The following is an 11,613-nucleotide window of genomic DNA, read 5'->3' as shown; positions in this document are numbered from 1 at the left end:
GGGCTGACGCTCATGTCGTACGACGTCGAGAAGCCGGACGAGCAGTGGCGCGCGGAGCTGAACCCGGCCGAGTACGCCGTGCTGCGCCAGGCGGGCACCGAGCCGGCCTTCACCGGTGAGTACACGGACACCAAGACCACGGGCGTCTACTCCTGCCGTGCCTGCGGCGCCGAACTGTTCACCTCGGACACGAAGTTCGAGTCGCACTGCGGCTGGCCGTCGTTCTTCGACCCGAAGGACACCGACGCCGTCGAGCTGATCGAGGACCGCTCCCACGGGATGGTCCGCACCGAGGTGCGCTGTGCCCGCTGCGGCTCCCATCTCGGGCATGTCTTCGCGGGTGAGGGCTACCCGACCCCAACCGACCAGCGCTACTGCATCAACTCCATCTCCCTGCGGCTGACGCCCGACGAGGGCTGACCGCCCAGGTCAACCGCTCCCCGCCGGGCCCGCCCGGAGAGCGCCCCGTCGATCGGTCGAGTCATCCTCGATCGATCGACACTCCGAATCTGGCAAAAGAGATGCTGGACAGGGTCCGACCGGTCGAAGATGAACGCCGTCGGAAATCGGAGGGGGAGAGGCGGCGGAGCGTGGGCAGGGACGGTCGCCTCGATCCGGGTACCGGGCTGCCCGCCCGGCGCACCCGCTGGGATGGATGAGGCTTGTGCCCCGTTCGCCCCGGTTTGAGATTCTGTGAGGATGTTGGGTGTGGCGCGCTGGATTCAGTCTCGTCGCAGGCCTGTGCCCGCCGACAGCGGCCGGCACCGCGAGACCGGCACCGGGCACGACGGAACTGCGACGTCCGCGCAGTCCGAGGACCCCGCGGGAACCGCGGAGGCGGCGGAAGGCGTGCCGACTGCCGATGACGAGGCGGCCGGGGCGCGGCTGAGCATGCTGCGGGACACACTGGCCGGGATAGGCAGGACCCTCGACGAGGCCGCGACCTGCGCCGAGCTGACCCGGGCCGTCGTACGGCTGGCCGACGGCACGGCCGCCGTGATGCGCCGCACCGGCCAGACCATCTCGGGGTACGAGGCGATCACCGGGGACGCCGACGCGCTGCCGGATGCCCGCTGGGCCGCCGCGGTGGCCCGCGAGGCCGCCGTACCGGCACTCGGCCAGCAGCTGGAACCCTGGCTGCAACCGGTGAGCTCACCCCGCTCCCAGGTCGCCGTGTGCGCGCCGCTGACCAGCGGTGACGATGTGTACGGCGTCCTGGTGTGGGCGCGCTCCGGGCCGCCGCTGCGCCGCGCGGAGGGCGAGCTGCTCAGCCTGCTCGCCGAGCGCGCCGCCTCCCACATCCGGCATGCGCGCGCCTATGAGGCCGTCAACCGCACCGCCGGTGATCTGCAGCGCGCCCTGCTCTCCGAGCCCGGCCGCCCGCACCCCAACCTCGACATCGCCATCCGCTATCTGCCGGCCGGCGGCGGCGTCCTGGTCGGCGGCGACTGGTGCGAGACGGTACGGCTGCACTTCGGACGGACCCTGCTGGTGGTCGGCGATGTCATGGGGCACGGCCTGGAGGCCGCCGTCGACATGAACGCCTACCGTTCCTCCCTGCGCTACATAGCCTCCGCCGACCTGCCCCCGCACCGGGTGCTGCGGCAGATGGACGAGATCGCCTCCAAGGAGGCCGAGCTGCGGCCCGCCACCTGTCTGCTCGCCCGTGTCGACCCCGGGCGCCATCAGGTCACGCTGGCCAGCGCGGGGCATCTGCCGCCGGTGCGCATCGCCGCCGGCGGCGGGGCCTCCATAGTGCCGGTTCCCGTCGGACCGCCGTTGGGCACCGGGTTCGGCGGCTATGAGTCGGCCACACACTCGCTGGCCGAGGGGGAGACCCTGGTGCTCTTCACCGACGGGTTGGTGGAGCGCCGCGGAGAGGACATCGACGTCTCTCTGGCCCGGCTGTCCGCCGTCCGTTTCCCTGCCGGGGGCGGGCTCGACAATGTTCTGGACGCCATCCTCCGTCAGTTGGACGCGCGGCACGCGGAGGACGACGTGGCCGCGCTGGCGGCTCGGCCGCATGTGCGGCAGGGGCCGGTCGCCGGCGCGGAATCACCGTAAGGGCGGCTGTCGTCCGGCGGCCGGCGGCAGGCTCCCGCCATGGGCCTGCGCCGGCGCTCTCGCCACCGGCAGGCCCCGGGCCGCGCGGAACGCGTCCGCCGCCTCGCGCGCCGGCTCCGTACTTTCTCCGCCCGCCCCTCCCGCGTCACCCGTTCGGCCCCGTCCGAGCTGCCGTCCCCCTGCGGCCGTTTCGATACTCGAGTGACAGTCGTCCGACAGGAGAACGACAGCATCCGCGGGCGAAGCTCGTCACCCAGGACCCGATCAAGGAGCTGCCGTCCGTGACGACCCTCCAGACCCGTCCCGCGCCCCCCACGGCCATCCGCCCCCGGGTCATGGCGCGTTCCGGCCTCCACATCCTGCTGATCGCCAACGCGGCGACGGTCGGCTGGTTCTTCGCCCAGGCCGGCTTCGCCTCGAACACGCTGATCGTGCTGGGCCGCCTCGCCGGCCTGTACGGCGCCCTCCTCATGGCCTTCCAACTGCTGCTGGTGGCCCGGCTGCCCTGGCTGGACCGCCGGATCGGCATGGACCGGCTGACCTCCTGGCACCGGCGCACCGGCTTCGGTGTCCTGTGGGCCCTGCTCACCCACGCCGTGTTCATCACCTTCGGGTACGCCGAGGCGTCCTCGCTGGACCCGGTGAACCAGCTGGTGAACCTCGCCGAGACCACCGAGGGCGTGCTGCGCGCCGCCGTCGCGCTCGGGCTGATCGTCCTGGTCGGCGCGGTCTCGGCCCGCTGGGCCCGGCGTCGGCTCGCCTACGAGACCTGGCACTTCATCCATCTGTACACCTACGTCGCCGTGGTCCTCGCCTTCACCCACCAGGTCTCCGTCGGTACGACCTTCACCTCGTCGCAGGCCGCGCGGACGTACTGGTACACGGTGTGGGGCCTGGCACTCAGCGCGGTGTTCCTGGGCCGGCTGGCGCTGCCGCTGTGGCGGAACCTGCGGCACCGGCTGCGGGTGTCGGCGGTCGTCCCCGAGTCGGACGACGTGGTCTCCGTCTATGTCACCGGCCGCGACCTGGACCGGCTGCCCGCGCAGGCCGGCCAGTTCTTCCTGTGGCGGTTCCTCACCCGGGACCGCTGGTGGCAGGCCAACCCGTTCTCGCTGTCGGCCGCCCCCGACGGCCGCACCCTGCGCCTGACCGCCAAGGCGGCCGGCGACGGCAGCGCCGCCCTGCGCCGGCTCAAGGTCGGCACCCGCGTCTTCGCCGAGGGCCCCTACGGCGCGTTCACCACGCTGCACCGCACCCGGCCGGATGCCGTGCTGATCGCCGGCGGCGTCGGCGTCACACCCATCCGGGCGCTGCTGGAGGACCTGGACGGCCACGCCGTGGTCATCTACCGGGTCGCCACCGACCGCGACGCCGTCCTCTACGACGAGCTGTGCGACCTCGCCCTCGCCAAGGGCGCCGAGCTGCACCTGGTGACCGGGCCGATCGTCCCCGACCGGCTCGCGCCGCGCGAGCTGGCGCGGCTCGTGCCGGACATCGACGAACGGGACATCTTCCTGTGCGGGCCGCCCGCAATGATGGCCGCGGTGCTGCGCAGTCTGGCCGACCTGGGCGTGCCCAAGCGGCAGATCCACTTCGAGCGCTTCAGCCTCGCGGGCTGAGAGAGGGCATCCCACCGTGAAGCGAGTCATCCCCGTCTTCCTGCTGACCGTCGCGGGTCTGATCCCGGTGTGGCGCTACCACCCGTCCACCGGGTCCACGACCACCACGGCGCAGGCCGCGGAGCCCTCCGCGCCCCCCTCACCCGCCTCCTCCGCCCCGGTCTCCCCGGCCTCCTCGTCCTCCCCGTCGTCCACCGTGGCCTCCACGAAGGTCGTTCCGGGCACCGCGGTGGACACCGTGAAGGGCGTCTTCCAGGTCGAGGTGACCTTCCGGGGCGACCGGATAGCCTCCGTGCGGATGCTGCAGGCGCCGCACCATCCGCAGACCAAGTGGGCCATACCGGAACTGGTCACGGAGACGCTCAAGGCACAGAGCGCCCATATCGACTCGGTGTCCGGGGCCACGGTCACGAGCGAGGGATACACGAAGTCCCTCCAGGCCGCGATCGACGCCAAGGGCCACTGACGTGCGGCATGTCGAACACGTCATGGGGTTTCCCGTCTCGCTGCGGATCGACGACGAGGGGGACTTCACCGGGGCCGCGGACGCCGTCTTCGCCTGGCTGCGCGAGGCCGACGTCCGCTTCAGCCCGTTCAAGCCCGACAGCGAGGTGTCCCGGTACGGGCGCGGCGCGTTGGCGGACGGCGAGCTGAGCGCGGACCTGACGGAGGTGCTCGGCCTCTGCGCGGACCTGCGCGGCGCGACCGGCGGCGCCTTCGACGCCCGGCTGCCCGGCCGGGGCTTCGATCCGTGCGCGGTGGTCAAGGGCTGGTCCGTGCAGCGGGCGGCCGGGCTGCTGACGGCCGCCGGGGCCAGGCGGTTCTGCCTCAACGCCGGCGGCGACGTGTTCGTCTCCGGCGGGCCCTGGCGGGTCGGGATACGGCACCCCGAACAGGCCGACCAGGTGTGTGCCGTGCTGGCGGTCACCGACGCGGCGGTGGCGACATCCGGGGGGTACGAGCGCGGCGAGCACATCCTCGACGGCCGCACCGGGCGCCCCGCGACCGGACTGCTCAGCCTCACCGTGGTGGCCCCGACCCTGACCGAGGCCGACGCGACCGCCACGGCCGCCTTCGCCCTGGGCGCGGACGGCCCGGCCTGGGCCGCCGCCCGCACCGGCTGCGAGGTCTTCGCGATCGACACCGCCCGCCAGGTGCTCCGTACCCGGGGACTTCCGGTGGCCCAGGGCCTGCCGTAGGCCTGATCCGCTGGACGGGATCTGGCAATTCACCCGCCAGAACGCTGAAACACTCGCGGTCTAGACTCTCCTCCGCAACGGCCTGCGCACCGACGACCTTGGCCGAAAACGGGCGGAAGCTGCCAAACCCGAAGGGTGTTCGGCGTTTTGATACGGATAGATTCAGTCACGAAGCGGTACCCGGACGGCACGGTCGCGGTCGACCGGTTGTCGCTGGACATACCGGACCGCGCGATCACCGTCCTCGTCGGGCCCTCCGGCTGCGGCAAGACGACGACCCTACGGATGATCAACCGCATGGTGGAGCCCACCGAGGGCGGCATCCTGCTCGACGGTACGGACATCCGGCAGCAGCCGGTCAACACCCTGCGCCGCTCGATGGGTTACGTCATCCAGAACGCCGGTCTCTTCCAGCACCGCACCATCCTCGACAACATCGCGACCGTGCCCCGTCTGCTCGGCACACCCAAGAAGGAGGCCCGTGTCCGGGCCGCCGAACTGATGGAGCGGGTGGGGCTCGACGCCGCGCTCGCCAAGCGGTACCCGTACCAGCTCTCCGGCGGCCAGCAGCAGCGCGTCGGCGTGGCCCGGGCGCTCGCCGCCGATCCGCCGGTGCTGCTCATGGACGAGCCCTTCTCCGCCGTCGACCCGGTGGTACGCAAGGGACTCCAGGACGAACTCCTGCGCATCCAGGACGAGTTGGGCAAGACGATCGTCTTCGTCACCCATGACATCGACGAGGCCATCAAGCTCGGCACGATGGTCGCCGTGCTGCGCACCGGCGGCCGGCTCGCCCAGTTCGCCCCGCCCGCCGACCTGCTCAGCGCGCCCGCCGACGCCTTCGTGGAGGACTTCCTCGGCGCCGACCGCGGCATCCGCCGGCTCTCCTTCTTCCCGTCCGCCGGCCTGGAGTTGCAGACCGCGCCGATCGTGGGCATCGACGCCGACGCCGACCAGCTCGCCTCCCGCGCGGACGCCCCCTATCTCCTCGTCACCGACCTCGACGGCCGTCCGCTCGGCTGGAGCGAGCCGGACCGGCTCACCGCCGGGGCCATCGGGCGTGACCAACTCCTCGACCACGGGCGGCCGTTCGTGCCCAGCGCCGACTCGCTGCGCACCGCGCTCGACGGCGCCGTGCTCTCGCCCACCGGCTGGGCCGTCGCGGTGGACGGCGAGGGACGCGCCGTCGGCGTCGTCTCCCAGCAGGTGATCGGCGAGGCCATCCGCGCCGCCCACAGCCGGGCCGCGGACGACGCCGAGGTCAAGGCCGTCCGATGAACGGATTCTTCGACCTCCCGAGCGATCTGGAGTACAGCTACCTCGGCCTCGTCGGGCTGCATGTGCGCGAAGGCCTGCTGCCGGTGCTCGTCGGGCTGCTCGTCGCGCTGCCCGTGGCCCAGCTGTGCGTCCGCTTCCGCTGGGTCTACCCGCCCGTCCTCGGCGTCACCACCGTGCTCTACTCGATCCCGTCGCTGGCCTTCTTCGTCGTGCTCATCGACTACTTCGGGCAGAGCGAGACCACGGTGATGATCCCGCTCGCGATCTACAGCCTGGTGGTGCTGGTCCCGGCGATCGTGGACGGCGTCCGCTCGGTGCCGCAGGAGACCCTGGCCGCCGCGCAGGCCATGGGCCTCGGCGCCGTACGCCGTTATCTCCAGGTCCAGTTGCCCATCGCCGTACCCGCGATCATCGCGGGCCTGCGGGTGGCGACCGTGTCCAGTCTCTCCCTGGTCAGCGTCGGCATGCTCATCGGCAACCAGGGCGCGCTCGGCAACATGCTGTACGCCGCCACCACCTACCACCGGCCCGCCCTGGCCGTGAACTCGGTGCTGACCACGGCGCTGCTCGGCATCCTCGCCGACGCCCTGCTGGTGCTCGTCCGCCGCCTCCTGACTCCCTGGATGCCGAGGAAGGGTGCCACCCGGTGAACGTCCTGAACTTCGCGCACGCCTTCTTCGGCGACAGCGCCCACTGGCACGGCTACGACGGGATCCCCACCCGGCTCGTCGAGCACATCACCTACTCCCTGGAAGCACTGCTGTACGCCGCCCTGATCGGGCTGCCCATCGGCCTGGTCACCGGGCACTACGGCCGCGGCGGCAACGCCCTCGCGATGATCGCCACCGCGGGCCGGGCCCTGCCGAGCTTCGGTCTCCTCGTCCTGATGTTCATCTGGATCGGCTTCGGGCTGCTGCCGGTGATGATCCCGCTGGTCGTGCTCGCCGTACCGCCGATCCTGGTCACCACCTACGAGGCGATCCGCTCCATGGACCCCTCGCCGGTGGACGCCGCCCGGGGCATGGGCATGCCCGAGGCACGGGTGCTGTTCCAGGTGGAGGTGCCGGTCGCGCTCCCGCTCGTCCTGAGCGGTCTGCGCACGGCGGCCATCCAGATCGTCTCCACCGCCACCATCGCGGCCTACGTCAGCCTCGGCGGCCTCGGCCGGTACATCATCGACGGCCTCTACCAGAAGAACTACGAGAAGGTCGTCGGCGGCGCCACCCTGGTCGCCGGCCTCGCCCTCGCCACCCTGGTGATCTTCTGGGCACTGTCCCGGATCACGGTCTCCCCGGGGGTGCGCCGCAGCGGCTGAGGGCTACCGTTCGGTGCGGGCCAGCGCAAGCTCCAGTACGACGAGCAGGGCGTCCCGCACCGAGCCGCGCTCCCGGGCGTCGAAGACCACCACCGGCACGCCGGCGGAGACGTCCAGCGCCCAGCGGACCTCCTCCAGGGTGTGCTCCACCGTGCCGTCGAAGGCGTTGACGGCGACGGCGAACGGGATGCCCCTGTGCTCGAAGTAGTCGACGGCCGGGTAGCAGTCGCCCAGCCGGCGGGTGTCGACGACGACGAGCGCGCCGAGGGCGCCCTCCACGATGTCGTCCCACATGAACCCGAACCGCTCCTGTCCGGGCGTGCCGAACAGATACAGCTTCAGCGTCGGGTCGACGGTGAGACAGCCGAAGTCCATCGCGACGGTCGTCGTGGTCTTGCGCGGGGTGTGCGTGAGGTCGTCCACGCCGGCCGCGACCTCGGTGACGGCCGCCTCCGTGGTCAGCGGCTCGATCTCCGAGATCGCGCCGACCGCGGTGGTCTTGCCCACCCCGAAGCCGCCCGCGATCACCATCTTCACCGGCAGCGGCGGCCGTACGGTGGGTGCGGCCCCGCCCCGGACGAGCGGTTCAGTCGGTGTCACTCGATACCCCTCGGGAGTCGGGGACGGCCCTGAGGCCATCGATGAGCCTGCGCAGGACCGATACGTCATGGGTGGCCTCGGCGTCGGGCACGTGCACCGCCAGCTGGCCGGCCTCGCGCAGGTCCTCGGCCAGGACACGGACCACGTTCAGATGCAGCCGCAGCCGGGCCGCGAGTTCTGCCAGGGACTGCGGCAGCCGGCAGGCGGCGACGATGTCGTGCCGCTCGAAGGAGAGCCGGCCGAGCGCGTCGAGCCCGGCGGCGGTGGCCACCACCTGGGTCTCCAGGGGCAGCGCCCGGCCGCCGCCCGCGTCCGCGACCCGGCCCGCGGTGACCAGGAACGGCCGTACGGCGGGGGCGGGGCCGACCGGGTCCGGCCCCGCGATGCCGTCCGCCATGCCTCGCCACGCTCCCTCAGCGGGCCGACGCGGCGCCGACGCTGTTCTTCAGCTCCAGCACCAGCTGCGGGCTGAGCGCGGCACCGGCGCGGTTGGCGAACAGGGTCATCTCGTAGGCGATGTTGCCGAGCTTGGCCTCCTTGCCGGTGACGACACCGAGCACGGCGCCGCTGCCGATCGCGGAGACGATCACATGGCCGCCTTCCAGATCGATGATGACCTTGTTGAGGCCGCCCAGGCCGTAGTTGCCGGAGGCGCCCGCGGCCAGGCTGGTGATGCCCGAGACGATGGCCGCGAGCCGCTCGGAGCCGGTGCTCTCGCGCAGCTCCGACACCGCGATCAGCAGGCCGTCGGAGGACACGGCGATCGCGTCGACGACGCCCGCGGTCTCGGTCGCGAAACGATTCAGCAGCCAGGTGAAGTCGGCCGCGGCGGCCTGCAGATCGGCCGGCGCGGTGCCGCCCGTCGGGGTGTCACCTGTCGACGTGCTCACTCTCGGCTCCTTCCGGAAGGTGGTTCGGGTCGTACGACGGGCCGGTCGGGCCCGTGGGGCGGGGCAGGACACGCGGTGGCGCTCCGGCGGGGTCCCCGGGGCGGGCGAACTCCCCGGTGTCGCAGTCCCGGTGGGCCCGGGCCACGGCCGCCTCGAACTCCTCCAGCGCCCGGCGCTCGGCCTCCGCGTCCCGGGTGCGGGCGGCCGCCGGCACGGCCTGCGCGGCACCCGCGGTGGCGGGCAGCGAGGCCCCCCGCACCCGACGGCGCAGCGGACGGGCGGAGCCGGCGTCCGAAGGGGCGGGAGCGCCGGGGCCGGTGGCGTCGGCCTGTCCGGTGCCGGGCTCGGCCGCGCGGCGGGGGACGCGGCGGGGCAGCGTGCGGGCGGGCCCGGTGGTGCCGGCGGGCGCGGGGGCGGTGCCCGCCGGCTCCGGTGCCGTGTCCGCTGTTTCGGGCGTGACCGGGACGGTCGGCGTGGCCGTGGCCGTGGCGCGGGCCGCGGGGGCAGGGGGCGTCACCGGGGCGGTGTCCGCCGCCGGGTCCGGATCCGGCTCGCTGTCCGCCGGCGTCGGCCCCGACACCGCCGTGGTGTCCGGTGGCGTCACCGTGAGCGGCGTACCGGCCACCGGGCTCGTGGCCGGCAGCAGCGAGGCCGGCAGGGTCACCTCCGCCGTGACACCGCCGCCCGGGGTACGGGTCAGCTCGACCCCGATCGCCCAGCGGCGGGCCAGCGCGCCCACCACGAACAGGCCGAGCACCTTCGTCGGCACCAGGTCCAGCCGTTCACGGCGGATCAGCCGGGCGTTCTCCTCGGCGAGCCGCTCGGCGCTCATCCCGAGCCCATGGTCGGTGATCACCACATGCGCGCCCTGCGCCCCGGAGCGGACGGTCACCTCCACGGGGCTGCTCTCGGGCGAGAACGACACCGCGTTCTCCAGCAGTTCGGCCGTCATCAGGGTCAGGTCGCCGATGATGTCGGGCTCGACCATGGCGTCCGACGCGGCATACAGCCGTACCCGCCGATAGCCCTCGATCTGCCCGAGCGCGGCCCGGACCACGGTGGACAGCGCCGTCGGCCCCGCGTCCAGGACCGTCTCGCGGATCCCGGCCAGCAGCATCAGGCTGTCGGCGTTGCGGCGCAGTCGTACGGCGATGTGGTCGATGGAGTAGAGGCGTTCCAGCAGGGCCGGATCCGTCTCGCCGCGCTCCACGGCGTCGATCAGAGCAAGTTGACGTGTCGTCAGATTGCTGACGCGGCGGCCCACGTTGCCGAACATCTCGGCGGTGTTGCGCCGGCTGAGCACCTGGCGTTCCACCAGCGCGGCGGCGGTGGTCTGCACCCGGTTGAACGCCCCCGCCAGGTCGCCGATCTCGTCGCGCGCCGTGACCGGCATGTCCCGCAGCCGGGGCGGCCCGTCGTCCTCGGCGTCGTCGTCGGCCACCCGGGCCAGCTCGCGGCCCGCCACCTCGGCGACCTCCCGCGCGGCTCCGGTGAGCGCCTGTACGGGCCGGATCACCGAGCGCCGTACCAGCACCGCGAACGCGATCCACAGTGCGAACGCGAGCAGCGCGGCGCTCAGCAACAGCGCGGCCCGCGTTCGCGCGGAGCCGGCGGCGGCGTCGGCGCGGTCGGCGATCTGCCCGATCAGCGCGGTGGTGATCGCGAGGCGGGCCGTGGCCTGTGCGGGATAGTCGGGATAGTCGTCCAGCGCGCCCCGGACCGCGCGCTGGATCTCGGCCGGCGTGTCCGCCTGCAGCTGACCCGCGTCGACCTGCAGCTCGGCGTAGGAATCAGCGATGCGGCGCTGCGCCGCGCTGTGCTCGATGCCGTCGAGCAGCTCGGCCTGCGCCTCGGCGGCGAACCGGGTGAACCGGTCGGCCTGGTGGGTGTACTGGTCATAGGCGCCGACCGCGTTGGTGAACTCGATCAGCGCGTTGGTGTCGCCCGTGGTCGCGGCGAACACATTGGTCTCGAAGGCGCCGTGGGCGGCGTCCGCGCGCAGCAGTGAGTCCAGCAGATTGCCGGTGAACGTGGCCGCCAGGTCCGCGTCGCGGTCCAGGCCGAGGCCGTCGATCAGCCGCCCGGCGGCGCTCGTGTAGGCGGGGTCGATGGCGTCGGCCGGCAGATACGCCTGCTCGACCGTGGTGCGCAGGCTGGACAGGCCCGCCACCTCGCGCAGCGCCTGGGCCTCGCGGTCCGGCAGCCGGTCGCCGAAGGCCGCGCGCACCTTCGTCATCTGGTCGTCGACCGCCCGCTGTGCCGCGCGGTAGGCGGACACCGAGGGCCCGGCGGAACCGGACTCGTGGCGCGCCGAGAGCAGGATGGCCTGCTGGTGTTCGGCCTCGACCCGGTCCACCAGCCGCGCCACCTGCGCGCTGTCGCGGACCAGCCGGGCCGCCGAGGCGGCGCCGTTCGCCGCCTGGACCTGGTCGGTGAACAGGTAGGACAGCAGGGCGGCGATGACCGCCAGGGGGATGCCGACCAGCAGGTTGAGCTTGCGTCTGAAGGGCCAGCGGTCGGCGAAACCCCCCGCGCCGCCCCGTGCCGGATCATGCCGGGCGGGCGCGTCCACCTGCTTCGTGGACACCGGGCCTCCTTCGGGGGTGTGTCTGGTGGGGCGGTCGTCACCCCGCGGACCCTGGAGGCCC

Annotated in this window: 12 protein-coding genes; 8 read left to right on the top strand and 4 right to left on the bottom strand. The window is 72.9% G+C overall.

Annotated features, from left to right (window positions below):
- The first annotated feature begins 12 nt into the window (after positions 1 to 12).
- From msrB to IE277_RS10155, 8 genes are all read left to right on the top strand, one after another.
- On the top strand, positions 13 to 420 hold the full coding sequence (gene msrB, locus IE277_RS10190; RefSeq protein WP_189950708.1) for a peptide-methionine (R)-S-oxide reductase MsrB: 408 nt from the start codon (positions 13 to 15) through the stop codon (positions 418 to 420).
- Positions 421 to 849: 429 nt separating this feature from the next.
- Positions 850 to 2,064, top strand: a complete 1,215-nt coding sequence (locus IE277_RS10185; protein ID WP_229881174.1) for a PP2C family protein-serine/threonine phosphatase — start codon at positions 850 to 852, stop codon at positions 2,062 to 2,064.
- Positions 2,065 to 2,345: 281 nt separating this feature from the next.
- A complete protein-coding gene (locus tag IE277_RS10180; protein ID WP_189950704.1) occupies positions 2,346 to 3,683 on the top strand; it encodes a ferredoxin reductase family protein in 1,338 nt (445 codons plus the stop codon).
- A 16-nt stretch (positions 3,684 to 3,699) separates the two neighbouring features.
- Entirely contained in the window at positions 3,700 to 4,149 is a 450-nt protein-coding gene (locus IE277_RS10175) for an FMN-binding protein (protein ID WP_189950702.1), read from the top strand.
- Between the two features lies 1 nt (position 4,150).
- Entirely contained in the window at positions 4,151 to 4,882 is a 732-nt protein-coding gene (locus tag IE277_RS10170) for an FAD:protein FMN transferase (RefSeq protein ID WP_229881172.1), read from the top strand.
- 147 nt (positions 4,883 to 5,029) lie between these two features.
- Entirely contained in the window at positions 5,030 to 6,160 is a 1,131-nt protein-coding gene (locus IE277_RS10165; protein ID WP_189950700.1) for an ABC transporter ATP-binding protein, read from the top strand.
- The gene (locus IE277_RS10160) at positions 6,157 to 6,810 is read left to right on the top strand and encodes an ABC transporter permease (protein ID WP_189950698.1); all 654 of its coding nucleotides are present in this window, start codon (positions 6,157 to 6,159) and stop codon (positions 6,808 to 6,810) included. Before IE277_RS10165 ends, IE277_RS10160 begins: the two co-directional genes overlap by 4 nt.
- Positions 6,807 to 7,475 (top strand): ABC transporter permease, encoded by a 669-nt coding sequence (locus IE277_RS10155; protein WP_189950697.1) that lies wholly within the window; start codon positions 6,807 to 6,809, stop codon positions 7,473 to 7,475. Before IE277_RS10160 ends, IE277_RS10155 begins: the two co-directional genes overlap by 4 nt.
- Before the next feature lie 3 nt (positions 7,476 to 7,478).
- Here the strand turns inward: IE277_RS10155 and IE277_RS10150 are convergent, their stop codons facing one another.
- From IE277_RS10150 to IE277_RS10135, 4 genes are read right to left on the bottom strand one after another with little or no spacing between them, the layout of a single operon-like run.
- Entirely contained in the window at positions 7,479 to 8,075 is a 597-nt protein-coding gene (locus IE277_RS10150) for a GTP-binding protein (RefSeq protein WP_189950695.1), read from the bottom strand.
- Entirely contained in the window at positions 8,062 to 8,472 is a 411-nt protein-coding gene (locus IE277_RS10145) for a DUF742 domain-containing protein (protein WP_189950693.1), read from the bottom strand. Before IE277_RS10145 ends, IE277_RS10150 begins: the two co-directional genes overlap by 14 nt.
- Positions 8,473 to 8,488: 16 nt before the next feature.
- A complete protein-coding gene (locus IE277_RS10140; RefSeq protein WP_189950691.1) occupies positions 8,489 to 8,965 on the bottom strand; it encodes a roadblock/LC7 domain-containing protein in 477 nt (158 codons plus the stop codon).
- Positions 8,946 to 11,552, bottom strand: a complete 2,607-nt coding sequence (locus IE277_RS10135; protein ID WP_189950689.1) for an ATP-binding protein — start codon at positions 11,550 to 11,552, stop codon at positions 8,946 to 8,948. Before IE277_RS10135 ends, IE277_RS10140 begins: the two co-directional genes overlap by 20 nt.
- Between the last annotated feature and the right edge of the window lie 61 nt (positions 11,553 to 11,613).

The sequence above is a fragment of the Streptomyces alanosinicus genome (assembly GCF_014650595.1).
In the GTDB taxonomy this organism is placed as follows: domain Bacteria; phylum Actinomycetota; class Actinomycetes; order Streptomycetales; family Streptomycetaceae; genus Streptomyces; species Streptomyces alanosinicus.
This window is presented reverse-complemented; position numbering and strand designations above follow the sequence as displayed.

Bases quoted from the DNA above. Each gene is read 5' to 3' on its own strand.
- msrB (WP_189950708.1), top strand. From the start codon at position 13: ATGTCGTACGACGTCGAGAAGCCGGACGAGCAGTGGCGCGCGGAGCTG.
- IE277_RS10160 (WP_189950698.1), top strand. From the start codon at position 6,157: ATGAACGGATTCTTCGACCTCCCGAGCGATCTGGAGTACAGCTACCTC.
- IE277_RS10145 (WP_189950693.1), bottom strand. From the start codon at position 8,472: ATGGCGGACGGCATCGCGGGGCCGGACCCGGTCGGCCCCGCCCCCGCC.